Below are 15,446 nucleotides of genomic sequence, written 5' to 3'. Positions count from 1 at the left end.
CCACCGTGTGGTGCTCTAGATCCACATCCAAATGCCATTGATAAGGCACCTGCTACAGCTGACCCAATTACACAAGAAGGTATAACTCTCGCTGGATCTCCTGCTGCAAATGGTATTGCACCTTCTGTTATAAATGATGCACCCATTACATAGTTTACTATACCTGATTTTCTTTCACTTTCTGTGAATCTATCCTTGAAGATAGTAGTCGCAAGTGCTATTGCTAGAGGAGGAACCATACCACCTATCATAACTGCTGCCATTATTCCAAATTGTTCTGGACCTGCATTTGCAACAGTAAGTTGTGCAGTACCAAATACATATGCTGCTTTGTTGAATGGTCCACCCATGTCAATTGCCATCATTCCAGCTAATATAGCACCTAGTAAAATTTTACTACTTCCACTCATTGATGCTAAGAAATTGTTAAGTCCTGAGTTTATAGCTCCAACTGCTGGATTTATAGCCATCATGAATAATGCCATTAGAAGTATTCCAAATAGAGGGTAAAGTAAAACTGGTTTTATACCTTCTAATGATGCTGGTAATTTAGAGAATAATTTTTTAAGTAAAACTACTATATATCCACCTACAAAACCTGCAATTAGTGCACCTATAAATCCTGAGCTTACTGGGTTAGAGTTTGCAAAATCCATTAAATTATTAAATGCATATCCATCCTTCGCTAAAACTCCACCTACGAAACCTACTGCTAAACCTGGTCTATCTGCTATACTCATAGCGATATATCCTGCTAGTATTGGAAGCATAAAGTTGAATGCTTGACCTCCTACAGTTTTGAAAAATGCTGCTAAAGGTGTATTCATACCGAAGTTAGCTGGGTTTATGCTATAGTCATCTAGTAAGAAGGCTATTGCTATTAGTATACCTCCACCTACTACGAATGGTAGCATGTGAGATACACCGTTCATTAAGTCTTTATAGAATTTTCTACCTAGACCTTCTTTTTCATTTGATTCTTCTTCAGCTGCTTCAGCTCCATCTGCATGGTATATTGGAGCATCTCCCTTTACTGCTCTTTCTAATAATTCGTCAGCTTTATGTATTCCATCGGCAACCTTAGTTATTATTACTTTTTTGCCGTCAAATCTCGCCATTTCTACTTTTTTGTCTGCTGCAACTATTATACATTTTGCATGTTCTATTTCATCCTTAGTTAAAGCGTTTTTAATTCCTCCAGAACCGTTAGTTTCAACCTTTACTGTTATTCCCTTTTCTTCACCCTTGTTAGTTAAGCTTTCTGCTGCCATGAATGTATGTGCTATACCTGTTGGACAAGCAGTAACTGCTAGAACTTCTGGATATCCATCATTTGATGAAACTTCTTTTGTTTCAGCTTTAGTTTCTTCTTTTTGTTCTTCAGGGAATTTTTCAGTTTCCTTTTTATCTATTAATGATAAAAATTCATCTACGCTTTTTGAATCGATTAGGCTGTTTTTAAAATCTGCATCCATTAATATTGTAGATAATCTTGATAATACTTCTAAGTGAGTGTTGTTTGCTCCATCTGGTGCAGCTATCATAAAGAATAAGTTTGATAAGCTACCATCAAAAGCTTCGTAATCTATTCCTTCTTTTGTAATCCCTGCAGCTAGACAAGCCTTTTTAACTGCTTTTGTTTTAGCATGAGGTATTGCTATACCTTCTCCTACTGCAGTTGTACTTAATTCTTCACGAGCAAGTATTGCTTCTTTGTACTCTTGTTTGTCATTTAAGTTTCCACTTGCATTTACTAAGTCTACCATTTCATCTATTACATCTGGTTTTGTTTTAGATGAAAGGTTTAACTTTATAGATTCTTTTGATAATAAATCTGTAATTCTCATAATCATTACTCCTTTTTATTATTTTATATATTAGTCCTTATTATTACTAGGAATTTTAATCTTTATAAATTATATATTTTATAACACATAGGAAATTATATTCATTTTTAAATTGTGAATAAATATAATTTCCGTACATGTGTTTCAAGAAAATCTACATTATAGACCTTTAGGATAAAGATTTTCTTATTTTTTCAACATTTATTTCTTTTACTAATCTATCTATAAATTCTCTAGATGCTAAGTCAGAAGAAAATGCTGTTGCTCCTCCACTTGCTGCACCAAGTCTTAGTGCTTCTTCGTAGCTACCTGTCTTTAAATATCCACTTACAAAGCCTGCTACCATTGAGTCCCCAGCTCCAACTGAGTTTACAACTTCGCCTTTTGCAACACTACTTATAAATACCTCGTCGTCTTCTGAAACTAATAGCGCTCCATCGCCTCCCATAGATATTAGTACGTTTCTAGCTCCCATTTCTTTTAATTTTCTAGCGTAGAAAATTACGTCTTCTGTTGATTTTAATTCTACATCGAACATTTCAGCTAGTTCGTGGTTGTTTGGCTTTATTAAAAATGGTCTGTATTTTAATACGTTTAAAAGTAAGTTCTTAGTTGCATCAACTACTACCTTTATGTCCTTTGAATTTACTCTTTCCATTATTTTTTCGTATAATTTCTCATCTAAGCATGATGGAATACTTCCTGATAATATTAAAATATCTCCATCAACTAATTTATCTATAATTGCGTAAAATTTATTTAATTCTTCTTCACTTATTTTAGGACCTTGCCCGTTTATTTCTGTTTCTTCATCGCTTTTTATCTTTACATTGATTCTTGTGAATCCTTCTTTTACTTTTATGAATTCAGATTTTAAGTTTAAATCCTTTAAAGAATTCACTATGTAATCTCCTGTAAATCCGCTTACAAATCCTAAAGCTATGTTGTCGTTATCTAGATTTTTTAATATTCTAGTTACGTTTATTCCCTTTCCACCTGGATAGACATGCTCTTCAGCAACTCTGTTGACTTGTCCATTTGTCAAATTATTTACTTTTATGACATAATCTATAGATGGATTAAGTGTTACTGTATATATCATTATTCCCAAGCCTCCTTTATATTATTTGTGCTCGTTTTCTTTTGTTTTATTCTATGTTTTAATAATAAACTAAATTTATTTTTTCAAAAAGGCAAAAAATTTCTCTTAATTAAAAGAGAAATTTATCGCTTTTTCCATTTTTTTCAATTTTATATTTTTAAAACGTTGAAATTACTAGGTTTTCCCTACCAATTTAAAGACACTAAAAAGTCAGTATCAACTAAAACATCTTTATAAATTTTTCGTAATTTTTATTTTCGCAAATGCTTATTACCTTTGATACTGAACCCACCTGCTTGTATATTATCGAAAATAATCTTTCGTAGTCGAATATTTCATCCTTGTCGATAGCTAAAGTCAAAATTAATCTGACTTCTCCTAAAGTCCAAGGTATAGGCTCATCTAGTATCCCTACTGCTATTTTATTTTTCAAAATCTTGCCATTGGCGCCGTGTGGAAGCGCCACCATATTTCCTATTTCTGTAGTGGCTATTTTCTCCCTATCGAAAAACGAGTTTTTCATGTCTTCATCTATTGCGCCTTTTTCTAGAAGCTTACCTCCTAAAAAATCAATGACATCTTCCTTTGTTTTGAATTTCAAATCAGTGAAAAACAGCTCTCTATCGAATAAATCTCTAGGCTCAACTTCTTTGTAAATTTTACCTGTCTTCATAAATTTTTCGATTATTTTCACTTCATTGTCGTTCAAAAGAGGAGAAACTGTTATTACAGGCACTCTTTCAAATTTCATATCTACTGTAGATATTATAAAATCAACCTCTAGAGCGTTTATGTAATCTATTAAATAAGCAGGTATTATTTTTACTATTTCTATTTTATCCTCAAATAGATACTCTAGTTTATTTTTTATCAGCATAGAAGTACCTATTCCAGATACACATACTATTATTACCTTAAATACCTTTTTCTTTTGGTTGTGTGCGCATCTTTCTATTGCCCCTCCAACATGTACTGCTATATTCGATATTTCTTCGTCGTCTAATTTTAGTTCTAGCTCTTCTTCTATTGTTTTTTTGGCTATCTTACCTAATTCATATGCGTAAGGATATTTTATCCTTATATCAACTGGCAGTACTCCGTATTGATTTATGCCTAGCTTCATCTTTTTGTAAATGCTATTTATATGATCGTAAAGGCATTTTTCAAAAATTTCGTCGTTGCTGATGTCTATAGATGTCGCTATTTTCAAGTTTTTACAGAATTTTTTTATTGCACTGAGTATCTTTTCTTTATTTTTGTCGTCGTTCATTATCAACTCTCTTTCAATTAAATAATCGTTGATATACTGTTCTATAAACTCATTTTCCTCTTGACCATTTCTGCTTAATTTTATAAATATTATACTGCACAAGTTTTTAAACTCTGTATCGCTTAAAACCAAGTGTTTACTGCTCAACATACTCAAAATTATGTTTTTCAGATTAAACATATTATCGGCTACTCTATCAGTTAAAAAATCCTTTAAACTCAAATCATTTTCTTTTTTAGAGCATATATCGAGTATAAACCTTATTATATCCTCTTCCTCTGCTTCTATCGTTATACCTTGCTTGTGCTTTGAAACTACAGCGATATTGTATTTTTTCAAAATAGATTTTACTTCTTTTAAATCGTTTTTTACTGTAGAGACGCTGATATACATCGAATCTGCCAGTTCTTCTAGCTTTATAGTATTATCTTCTTTTGTAGTTAAGTTTATCAAGCTTTTTATAATGTAATCAATTCTGTCCACATTTCCCAAATATTGACTTGGAATAGTTATGTGATCAAATGAGCCTTCTATTTTATATCCTATTCCACGAATTGATACTATTTTTCCATCCTTACTGCTTTTATTTATATCCTTTATCTCACTTTGTATAGTTTTTGTAGAACATCCAATTTCTTCGCTAAGAGCTAAACTACTAACAGGATCTTTGGAATTTTTTAATATTTCAATTATATTTAAGGCTCTTATACTATAAATAATGAAAATCAACCCCTTTAAAAGTTAAGTAGTATTCCGTATCTTTGTTTCTAACTTTACATTATTATTTCTTTTTCAAACTAGCAAGCGCTGCAAAAGGATTGTTGAATGCTTCCATATCTTTGTTTTGATTTTTCAAGTATTTATTTATGTCTTTTTTAGAAGCTTTTCCCTTCTCTTCTGCTTTCCTTTTGTTAAATGAAGATAATTTTTCTCTATATCCACAGCTACAAGTAAATATTTTTCCTTCTCCCTCGCCTTTTAGTTCAAGTCTTTTGTGGCAGTTAGGACATCTTGCATTTGTCGTTTGAGAAATTAATTTTCTAGTGTTGCATTCCCTATCCTCACAGACTAGCATCTTTCCTCTTTTGCCGTTTACTTCTAACATAAATTTACCACAATTTGGACATTTATTTCTAGTTAGGTTGTCGTGTTTAAATTTATTTTCGCTGTTTTTTATTTCCTTTACAATAGTTTTTGAGTAATTTTTCATTTCATTTATAAAATCACTCTTTTTACTCTTTCCTTTAGATATATCTGTTAATGTTTTTTCCCATTTTGCTGTTAGCTCTGGGCTTTTTAAGTCAGTTGGAGCCAAGTCTAGTAGCTGTCTTCCCTTTGATGTAGTGTGAATTTCTTTATTTTTTAGCTCGACAAAGAAGGAATTAAATAGCTTTTCTATTATGTCTGCTCTAGTAGCTACAGTTCCTAGGTTGTGTTTTTCCATTTCTGTAAGCAAAGTCGCTTCAGTTAAATATGAAGGTGGATTTGTCTTTTTGCTTTCTATCTTCACACTTTCTATTTTTAAATTGTCATTTACTATCACGTCTACTGCTGAATCTATTATATCGTCGTCTTCGTGATTATAGTTTTCTCTCCAGCCTAGCTTTTTGATTTTATTCCCCTTAGCTGTAAATATCTCGCCTTTGCAGACTGCCTTTATTGTAGTCTGTTCGTATTCAAAAGGAGGACATAATACACTTAAAAATCTCTTTACTACTAAATCGTAAATTTTTCTCTCTTTATCCGATAAATCGCCTAAGAACACTCTCTCCTCTGTCGGGATTATAGCGTGGTGATCACCTACCTTTGAATTATCTACAAATGATTTATTTGGTTTTATCTTAGTCTTTAGTAGTTTTGTACAGACCTTTGAGTACTCACTCGTATTTACCGCCTTGATTCTGTCCTTTAAAGTGTCTACTATATCGTCTGTCAGATATCTCGAATCTGTTCTCGGATATGTAAGCACCTTGTGATGCTCGTATAATTTTTGCATTATAGAAAGTGTTTCCTTTGCTGAATATCCAAAAATTTTATTTGCATCTCTTTGAAGCTCTGTTAAGTCGTAAAGAGCTGGTGAGTATTTCTTCTTTTCTGATTTTTTTACTTCTACAATTTTTAAATCTTGATTTACTATTTTTTTCTTTATATTTTCTATTTTTTCCTTGTTAAAAGTCGTAGTCGAGTTGTTTTTATCTGCCCAAGATAATTTTAAAAGGCTGCCTCCCTTTTCAGCTAATACCTCTAGTGTGTAGTAATCCTTTGGCTTGAAACTTCTTATTTCCTCTTCTCTTTTTAAAATCATCGCCAATGTAGGAGTTTGAACTCTACCGCAAGATAAACTCGCATTGTACTTTGTAGTAAGCGCTCTAGTTGCATTTATACCTACTATCCAGTCCGCCTCTGCCCTTGCTATTGCTGAATAATAAAGGTTGTTGTAGTCTCTTGAATCTCTTAGCTTTGAAAATCCTTCTTTTATAGCCTTGTCTGTACTTGAAGATATCCATAGACGTTTAATAGGCTTTTTAATATGAGCCTTCTCTATTATCCATCTCGCTACTAGCTCTCCTTCTCTACCTGCATCAGTAGCTATTACAACTTCTTTTATGTCGTTTCTATTTAATTGAGCCTTTACTGTGTTAAATTGCTTTGAGGTCTTTTTTATTACGACTGTCTTTAATTCCTTTGGAAGTATTGGGAGATCATTCATTTCCCATGATTTATATCTCTTATCATATACCTCTGGATCAGCAAGCGTAACTAGATGACCTAGAGCCCATGTCACGACATATTTTTGTCCTTCTATATATCCATTTTTCTCATTTTTGCATCCTAAAACTCTAGCTATATCCCTTCCTACAGAAGGTTTTTCAGCTAAAACTAATATTTTTTCCATATTCTGTCCTTTCTAAAAAGCATTTTCTATATTAGTATATATTATCACTTAATAATTTTTTTGTATATTTTTTATTTTTTATATATTTTATTATAAACTATTTATATCTATCGTTTATCCCTGAATAATTTTTACATAATAAGTTCTATTTCTAGGTCCATCAAATTCACAAAAATAAACATCCTGCCAAATTCCCATGATAAGATTTCCATCGTCTAATATCAACGTTTGAGATGGTCCTACTGTAGATGATTTTAAATGTGCATGAGAATTTCCTTCAAAATGTCTGTAGTTTTTATCGATAGTAGGATATGCCTTTTCAAATCCATAAATCATATCTCTAACTACATCTGGGTCTGCGTTTTCATTTATAGTTATTCCGGCTGTAGTATGCGGACAGTATACAACCACTATTCCGTCCTTTATGCCGCTTTTTAATATATCCTCTCTTATAGAATTAGTTATTTTTATCATATTTTGAGTTTGATTTATTCTAAGCTCGTGTTTAAATAAGTTCATATTCTCTTCCTCTATTTCTTAAAATTATTTCGTATTCGCTTCCAAATTGACAAAAATCCTTTTTCAATTTATACTCTTCACTATTATCATCCAAATTGATTATATTTAGTCCTTTGCCATCCTTTATGAATACATCTATAAATTCCTGCTCTCTTATCTTTACCATTTTTTTGACCTCTGGACCGGGATTAAACTCTACCTGCTTAGGAGAAGTATATGTAAATATTCTACAAATTTCCCTATCTAGAAAATCTCCTTCACTTATGTCCTTTACCTCATATCCCTCGTACTTCAAATCCTCTATTTTTAAATCTAGACCTATTTCTTCTCTAATTTCTCTAAGCATCGCATCTTCCACGACTTCTCCAGCATCTATATGACCGCCGACTGTTATATCAAATAAAAGCGGAAAATCCTTAAACTCAGCCCTCTGCTGCATATATACAAATCTACCGTCTTGAGATTCCTCTACGACCCAGCAGTGTACTACTTGATGCAAAAGTCCTTTTTTATGAGCGTTTTTTCTAGTATCCTGTCCTATTATCTCTAATTCGTCGTTAAATATATCTAGTATTTCCTCCATGACTAATCTCCTATTTTACTGTTTAGTATTTCTTCGTATATTTCATAATCACCTTGGCTAAAGCACACAAAATATACTTTTTCTATCTTATCTTTGTATTTTTTTATCATATCTAAAACTGTATCGCAGGCTATGTTTGTAGCCTCCACTATAGGATAGCCGTATATTCCAGTACTTATCGCTGGAAAAGCTATTGTCTTAAGTCCATTTTCAATCAAAACCTCTAGTGATCTTCTATAGCAAGAAGCCAGTAATGCAGGCTCATTTGAATTTCCACCTCTATAAACAGGTCCTACTGTATGAATAACATGCTTACTTGGTAAATTATATCCCTTTGTTATCTTAGCATCGCCTGTATTGCATCCATTTAAAGTTCTACATTCCTCTAAAAGCTTTCTTCCTGCAGCTCTATGTATAGCGCCGTCTACACCACCGCCGCCTAAAAGCGATCTATTAGCCGCATTTACTATAGCATCTACGTTTAGTTTTGTTATATCTCCCTTTATTATTTCAATTTTTTTCATTGTAGTCACCTCTTTTAGTACTATTTTACTATATTATTCTTCCAATTAAAAATATTGTTTAAACAAAAAAGGGATATCACAAAATAAATTTGCAATTATCCCTTTAAATCTATAATTTATAGAAAATTATTTACCTAATAATTTATTTACAGTTGTCGAAGTATTTTTATATGGTGAATAAACTGTATATTCATTACCAGCTTTATCCTTATAAATTACATAAGATGATGCTGTCATTTCTGTATCAAATTGAGCCTCTGGAATATTTATTATTGTTCCTAAGTAAGTTACATAATTTTTTTCTTCATTTACTTCATAATTTACCTTGCCCACAGATCTAGCAGTATTTGGAGTATTTAATGTTAAAGCTTCACCTTCTGGTATTAATCTAGCAGGTATTATCAATGTACCTTTTTCAACTATTTCATCGCCATCGTCGTATATTTTAGTACCAAATCTTATACCGCTTTTACTATCTACTACAGCTTTAACTTGAGCACCTAGCATATCCACATGCGCCCATTTAGCTGTGTATGTAACATTTTCTGTATATGCTTGTCCTGATTTATATTCTGTAGTTATATCATCGATATCTTTATACCATCCTACAAAAGTATATCCTGATTTAGTAGGGTTTTCTGGAGTATAATCTAATACATCTTCTTTACCTACAGCCTTTTCTACTACACTATCTCCATTATCTGGATCAAATGTTACAGTTGCATCGTTATTTTGATTAGATGATACAACTTTTTCTTCATCTACTACTCCATCGCCATCTTTATCGATTTTAAGTACTGTATCTTTTGATTTATCACTTCCTGTAGTGATAATTGTATCTGCAGTTACTTCTACACCTTCAATACTTCTTTCCTCTTCTAACTCGCCATCTTCATTAAAGTAACGAATAGCGTAATCCATAGTACCTTCATCTGTTCCATTTAAAGTAATTTTATAGTCTTTATTTTCTTCTAAACAGAACATTTTTATTTCGTCATTTTGTCCTATTATATCCATTCTACCAAAAGATGTCTCAGAAGTACATTCTGATGCTGATGAGTTTAATGCTTCTCCATTTAATTCTACATCCACATCAACTGGACAAGCCACGCGAAGAACTATATATTTAGAGCCTTCAGGTGTTTCATTTTCTGTTTGTTCATCAGATAATGTACTAGCACCTGTAGTAATTTCTAATTTTTGCATTATCCAATTTATAGCTTCTTCATTTTTTACAGTTTGGTTATGGCTAATATCTAAAAACTTATATCTATAATTATATAAACCGTTTACTTTTTCCATCATTGATGCTGAAAGATAAGGTACTGTTCCATCACCCTTCATATCATATTCCAAATCATCTTCATACCATATTTTATTTACATCATTTCCTATTAAATCAAACTCAATAGAAGTTATTGTAGGTTGATTCTTACCAATTAAAAAATAAGCATCTTCATAATCTAGTAAATTATTATAGCCCTCGCTACTTAAAATTGACTCTTGGAACTGTACAGCTTGACTATATAAGTCTGAATATATCCCCTCACATACATCTGCATATTCTTCGTCTGAAAGCAAATCGTAAGATATTAAAGATTTCTTTCTCATAGGTGTCTTTGAGATATAATTTTTCGTAGGTATTACTTCTGAAGTTGAAATAATAGATGATTTTGTACTTTTAGTTAATCCACCTAAAAAACCTAATGCATTATCTTGCCAAAACTTTGCATTTGTAACATCGACTTTTTCAGTTAAAATATCCCAATTTTGTACGCTATTTATTATACACGGTGCACCTTCATAAGGAGTTGCACATGTGATAATTCTATCTACCTTATTATCATCTTTATATTGAGAATAATAGCTAGATGCAACTAATCCTCCCATAGAGTGAGCAAGTAGATCTACCTTATCAGCCCCTAATGTATTAATAAATTTTCTCAATTCTGTAGCATTATATGAATTGCTCTTCATCCAGTTATAATTAAAAATATAAACTGGTCTATCAGTAGAATTACATAGCGAATCTATAAGCTTTTTATATGTATATAATGCACCGTATTCTCTTTTATATTTTGAAAAAGCAAAAACTTTGTCATCTTTATCAAGTGCATTTAAATTTTGTTGATTTTCAGGTGGTTTAACATATACACCCTTTAATAATTTATCGCTTAGAAATGCAACTCCACCTAAGCTTGGATCTGGATCCCATACAAGAGTATCCTCATCAAACACTGTACTACTAGAGAATAGTCTACTTCCCATAATCCCTGGCAGTATTATAATAGGATCCTCATCTTGATCACTAGGCTCTACTTTATCTGGATCTTTAACTATAATAGTACAAGTTGCAGTTTTTCCATCTGAAGTTGTAGCTGTAATAGTAGTAGTTCCAGTATTTTCTCCTAATTTTAGAGATAAAACTATACTCGTATTGTATTCATCGATTATCTTACTAGTACATTCTGTTTTTTCTATACTTAAGATACTTGAATCACCTACTTCATAGGTTATATCTGTAGGAGCTATTTTATCTGATTTAAAAGCTAAACAAATTTTGCTATTAGAATTTATATTTTCAGTATACTTTGGTTGTTGAAATTCTAAATATGTGCCATAATAGCCTTCTTCAATAGATTCAAAATTTACAAGATGCCCTTCTGCATATGTTTCAGCATAAGAACCAGTATATCCATATATATTTAAATAATCCTTGTAAAAAGTACCATAAGGGAAGAAAGCCTCCTTATCTATAGATGTAACACTATCTGGTATTACTGCTTTTCTAGTTAATGTTGATCTACAGTAAAAAGCATTTTTGCCTATAGTAGTTACGTTATTTGGTATTATAATTTCAGTCAATTTGTCACAATATTCAAATGTATAGTCTTCTATAGCTGTTATTTGACTTGGTAAACTCATTTTAGCTAAAAAATCACAATGGCTAAATGCTTGTTTTCCGATATTTGTAACAGTATACGGTATTGCAACACTAGTAAGGCGACAATATTGAAATGCTCCCTCTTCTATATTTTTTAATCCATATGGTAGTATTATTGTCTGAATATATGAATCAGAAAAAGCATATTCACCTATAGTAGTTACATTATCTGGTACTACATAATCTATAGTCGTCAAATCATTTTGTATTACATTATCCTTTTTCCCTGCTGGATACATAACTAATGTAGATAAATCCTTTGAAAATACAACGCCATCAATACTTGAATAATATTCATTTTCATCATCTACAGTTATGCTAACAAGTTTGCTACAGTATCCAAAAGCTACTTTTCCTATACTTTTTACACTCTTAGGTATTGTTATACTATCGATTTTAGTATATCCAAAAGCGTATTGTCCTATACTTTCAACTTTATTTGGTATATTAAAATAAGTTAAATTATAACAGCTAGCAAATGCCTCTTTTCCTATAGCTGTAACTCCATCTGGAATTTCTATTTTGCTAAAATCACAGCGACAGAATGTACTATCCTCTATAGTAGTTAAACCCTTTGATAAATTTAAACTCTTCAATGAAGTGCAGTAGTAAAATGCATATTTTCCTATACTATCTACATTATCAGACATCGTAACAGAAGGTAATTTACTACATTTATAAAATGCATATCCTCCTATACTAGTTACAGTATCTGGTATATCCATTTGGATTGCTAATGCAGAACACTCATAAAAAGCGCTTTCACCTATATATGAAATTTTTTGTGGTATATTCACTTTGTATAATTTAGAGCATTTATTAAATAATCCATTTTCCAAGCTCTTCAAATTATTAGAAAGAGTTACTTCTGTTAAAGCTGTGCAATTTGAAAACGCATATCCTCCTATATCAGTTACAGAGTCAGGTATTGTTATTTTTGTTAAAGCTTTACAATTTAAAAATGCATATTCCCCTATATCAGTTATAGAGTCAGGTATTGTTATTTCTGTTAAAGCTGTACAATCTGAAAATGCATATCCCCCTATACTCATAGCATTTTGAGATATAGTAACATCAGTTAATTTAGTACAGTAATAAAAAGCTCTATTTCCTATAGTCACTACAGTATCCGGTATTGTTATGTCTGTAAATTTACAATATTCAAATGCTCCATTTCCTATAGTCACTACAGTATCTGGTATTGTCACACCTTCAAGATATGTAGATTGAAATGCAAAATCGCCTATAGCAACTACCTTCATGCCATCGATTTCAGAAGGTATGACAATAGTTTTATCACTTCCTGTATATCCAGTTATTGTCACACTGCCATTTTCTTCAGTATAACTGAAATCTTCAAAAGTCAAATCTGTAGTGCTAGTAGTTTCAGCTCGTGCTATGTCTGCTATATTTTGTAGATTTTCGGTGTTTATCTCAAAATCGCTTATAATCGATTTTGCCGTCTGATAGATTTCACTCGTCTGCGCATAAGACACAATTTGAGACAAACCCGAGTTAAATACAAAAGAAGCAGTAATTATAAATACTATTGTTTTCTTGAGTATATTCCTCATTCTTCTAATCCCCCTTTTTTAAATTATTTTTAGATTTTTTTAAAATAAATAATCTATTATTACTTATTTATATAGTAGCAAAAATCCCTTTTTTATATAATAACAAAAATCCCTTTATTTAGCATAAAAATTTAAATCTAAACACAATTTTTTAAGAGTATATTAATAAAATCCTAAATTTTCTCCAACTAATATTACTATTTTTACCATATTACCATTAAAATTAAAAATATTGTTTAAAAATAAAAATGCGAAAGTTACATATATTTACAATTCTGTAATTTAAAAAGTATTTTATTGTATCAGTAAAATGCTGATGATAAAATTAAATTATATAATAACACCGAGGGAGTGAAGGATATGTACGGTTTCTCTTTTGATGATGTATTTAGTATATTATTTTTTGTAGCATTTTTATTTGTATTTAGCATATTTGTACTTACAGGGCTAAAATCAATTACTGAATGGAATAAAAACAACAACTCACCTAAGTTGACAGTAGATGCAACAGTTATTAAAAAAAGAAATCAAGTTAGCAATAGCGATTACTTAGACCATAATGGCATGGTGCATACCACAAGTTCGATAACTTATTATGTCACATTCCAAGTGGAAAGAGGCGATCAAATGGAGATGCGTTTAAGTAGAAATGAATATATAATGCTAGCTGAAGGTGATTATGGAAAACTTACATTTCAGGGTACAAGATATATATCCTTTGAAAGGTAAATTTTAATTTTGATTTGTAAATATAGACATTCTATTTTAGTTAAAAAGTAGTTGACTTTTATAAAAAAAGAGACTACTATTTAATCAATAAACTTAGTAACATAAAAATACTAAGATAAGAAGGTGCTATATTTCAATAAGGAGGAAGAATTATGGATAATACAATAGATGTATCAGTTTTTGAAAATATTTATGGAACAAATCAATTTTGGATAGGGAAAAGAGCAGCAGGAAACTATGAATCGTTTTATCTTATAGTTCAAGACCAAAAAGCCGTCTCTAATACAATTGCTATTAGAATAACTAAGAAGGATATGTTAAAAATTTTAGACTCTAATGGAGATTTAAAAGTTGTAGATGCTATTGCAAGAGATTTGAGCCATGGTTATCTGTATGTTATAAATTAAAAAAATCAAAGATAAGAAAAAAGTTTCTTCAAATAAAATTCAAAACTAAAAAAGCATTTACAATAAGTACAGGAAGTCCAGCATATGTTTATGCATTATATCAAAGTGGAAGTACTAGATATGTTAAGGTTAAAAATAAATACGGTAAATATGGATATGTAAAAGCTGGTTCAACATTATTATTTAAACGTAGCTCTTGTTTATGGATGCAATAATGTAGATATTCCCGTATAGTGTGGTGATGTTACAAAATAGATTTTTATCTATTTTATGACATCCCCTTTTTTATAAACCATATTTTAGAGTATTTCTTGACATATCGATATATATGTACTAAAATGCAAGTAAATACTTGCATTGGTGGTGAGATATATGTTTGACGAAACACAAAACAAAATTATAAATGCAACAATGAATTTAGTAATGGAGCGAGGATATTCTTCAACTACTACAAAAGATATAGCACGTTTAGCTAAAGTCAATGAATGTACTATATTTAGAAAATTCAAAGGTAAAAAAGAAATAGTATTATCGGCAATGCAGTTACCGAAATGGAATCCAAATTTGTCAGAGAGTGACTTTTCCTATGTTGGAGATTTAGCAAAAGATCTCGTTTCTTTTTCAGAGGTTTATATGAATAAGGTTACTCCTGAAATGGTAAAAATATCAATCGGACTTAGAACTCCAGAATTATATCCATATACATCAGAAGGAATTTTGAAAATACCTCAAGTATTCAAGAAAGTATTGATAAATTATTTTGAAGAAATGAAAGATAAAATAAATCCAACAGATTACGAAAGCATGGCTATGATGTTTATATCAATGAACTTTGGATTTGTCTTTCTCGATGCATCCTTTGGAAGAAAATTGACACAATTAGAAAAAAGAGATTATATATCAAACGCTGTTCGAATATTTGTAGATGGCATATCGAAAAAATAATGGTACGAAAAGTACCTTTTTTTATAATGCATAGGAAATTATACTCATTTGAAATTATGGATAAATATAATTTCCGTCATGCATTTCAAAAAAGTCTACATTAATT

Annotated in this window: 11 protein-coding genes; 3 read left to right on the top strand and 8 right to left on the bottom strand. The window is 30.9% G+C overall.

Features of this window, described 5'->3' with window-relative positions:
• From ACI3VO_RS10295 to ACI3VO_RS10260, 8 genes are all read right to left on the bottom strand, one after another.
• The coding region (locus ACI3VO_RS10295; protein WP_439757836.1) for a PTS fructose transporter subunit IIABC at nucleotides 1-1,847 on the bottom strand (1,847 nt) is incomplete at its 3' end.
• Nucleotides 1,848-2,016: 169 nt separating this feature from the next.
• Nucleotides 2,017-2,949 (bottom strand): 1-phosphofructokinase, encoded by a 933-nt coding sequence (gene pfkB / locus ACI3VO_RS10290; protein WP_439757835.1) that lies wholly within the window; start codon nucleotides 2,947-2,949, stop codon nucleotides 2,017-2,019.
• Between the two features lie 220 nt (nucleotides 2,950-3,169).
• Nucleotides 3,170-4,948 (bottom strand): BglG family transcription antiterminator, encoded by a 1,779-nt coding sequence (locus ACI3VO_RS10285; protein ID WP_439757834.1) that lies wholly within the window; start codon nucleotides 4,946-4,948, stop codon nucleotides 3,170-3,172.
• Nucleotides 4,949-5,000: 52 nt separating this feature from the next.
• Nucleotides 5,001-7,115 (bottom strand): DNA topoisomerase III, encoded by a 2,115-nt coding sequence (locus tag ACI3VO_RS10280; protein ID WP_439757833.1) that lies wholly within the window; start codon nucleotides 7,113-7,115, stop codon nucleotides 5,001-5,003.
• Nucleotides 7,116-7,229: 114 nt separating this feature from the next.
• Nucleotides 7,230-7,634, bottom strand: coding sequence for a secondary thiamine-phosphate synthase enzyme YjbQ (locus tag ACI3VO_RS10275; protein ID WP_439757832.1), 405 nt, complete (start codon nucleotides 7,632-7,634; stop codon nucleotides 7,230-7,232).
• Nucleotides 7,621-8,217, bottom strand: a complete 597-nt coding sequence (locus ACI3VO_RS10270) for an NUDIX hydrolase (protein ID WP_439757831.1) — start codon at nucleotides 8,215-8,217, stop codon at nucleotides 7,621-7,623. Before ACI3VO_RS10270 ends, ACI3VO_RS10275 begins: the two co-directional genes overlap by 14 nt.
• A 2-nt stretch (nucleotides 8,218-8,219) precedes the next feature.
• Complete coding sequence (locus ACI3VO_RS10265) at nucleotides 8,220-8,741, bottom strand: O-acetyl-ADP-ribose deacetylase (protein WP_439757830.1); 522 nt, start codon at nucleotides 8,739-8,741, stop codon at nucleotides 8,220-8,222.
• A gap of 126 nt (nucleotides 8,742-8,867) precedes the next feature.
• Nucleotides 8,868-13,259, bottom strand: a complete 4,392-nt coding sequence (locus tag ACI3VO_RS10260; RefSeq protein WP_439757829.1) for an alpha/beta fold hydrolase — start codon at nucleotides 13,257-13,259, stop codon at nucleotides 8,868-8,870.
• Between the two features lie 360 nt (nucleotides 13,260-13,619).
• Between ACI3VO_RS10260 and ACI3VO_RS10255 the strand changes: the two genes are divergently transcribed.
• The 3 genes from ACI3VO_RS10255 to ACI3VO_RS10245 all read left to right on the top strand — a co-directional run bounded on the left by ACI3VO_RS10255 (nucleotide 13,620) and on the right by ACI3VO_RS10245 (nucleotide 15,340).
• Complete coding sequence (locus ACI3VO_RS10255) at nucleotides 13,620-13,988, top strand: DUF2500 domain-containing protein (protein ID WP_439757828.1); 369 nt, start codon at nucleotides 13,620-13,622, stop codon at nucleotides 13,986-13,988.
• Between the two features lie 152 nt (nucleotides 13,989-14,140).
• Nucleotides 14,141-14,395, top strand: coding sequence for a hypothetical protein (locus tag ACI3VO_RS10250; RefSeq protein ID WP_439757827.1), 255 nt, complete (start codon nucleotides 14,141-14,143; stop codon nucleotides 14,393-14,395).
• Between the two features lie 372 nt (nucleotides 14,396-14,767).
• Nucleotides 14,768-15,340: a TetR/AcrR family transcriptional regulator gene (locus ACI3VO_RS10245; RefSeq protein ID WP_439757826.1), complete on the top strand. Its 573-nt coding sequence runs from the start codon at nucleotides 14,768-14,770 to the stop codon at nucleotides 15,338-15,340.
• Nucleotides 15,341-15,446 lie beyond the last annotated feature (106 nt).

The sequence above is a fragment of the Intestinibacter sp. genome (assembly GCF_051866655.1).
In the GTDB taxonomy this organism is placed as follows: Bacteria; Bacillota; Clostridia; order Peptostreptococcales; family Peptostreptococcaceae; genus Intestinibacter.
The sequence above is the reverse complement of the archived record's forward strand: the minus strand, read 5'-3'. Positions and strand labels throughout refer to the sequence as shown.

Coding starts and splice junctions, on each gene's coding strand:
- pfkB (WP_439757835.1), bottom strand. CDS start 2,949: ATGATATATACAGTAACACTTAATCCATCTATAGATTATGTCATAAAA.
- ACI3VO_RS10280 (WP_439757833.1), bottom strand. CDS start 7,115: ATGGAAAAAATATTAGTTTTAGCTGAAAAACCTTCTGTAGGAAGGGAT.
- ACI3VO_RS10275 (WP_439757832.1), bottom strand. CDS start 7,634: ATGAACTTATTTAAACACGAGCTTAGAATAAATCAAACTCAAAATATG.
- ACI3VO_RS10270 (WP_439757831.1), bottom strand. CDS start 8,217: ATGGAGGAAATACTAGATATATTTAACGACGAATTAGAGATAATAGGA.
- ACI3VO_RS10265 (WP_439757830.1), bottom strand. CDS start 8,741: ATGAAAAAAATTGAAATAATAAAGGGAGATATAACAAAACTAAACGTA.
- ACI3VO_RS10260 (WP_439757829.1), bottom strand. CDS start 13,259: ATGAGGAATATACTCAAGAAAACAATAGTATTTATAATTACTGCTTCT.
- ACI3VO_RS10255 (WP_439757828.1), top strand. CDS start 13,620: ATGTACGGTTTCTCTTTTGATGATGTATTTAGTATATTATTTTTTGTA.
- ACI3VO_RS10250 (WP_439757827.1), top strand. CDS start 14,141: ATGGATAATACAATAGATGTATCAGTTTTTGAAAATATTTATGGAACA.
- ACI3VO_RS10245 (WP_439757826.1), top strand. CDS start 14,768: ATGTTTGACGAAACACAAAACAAAATTATAAATGCAACAATGAATTTA.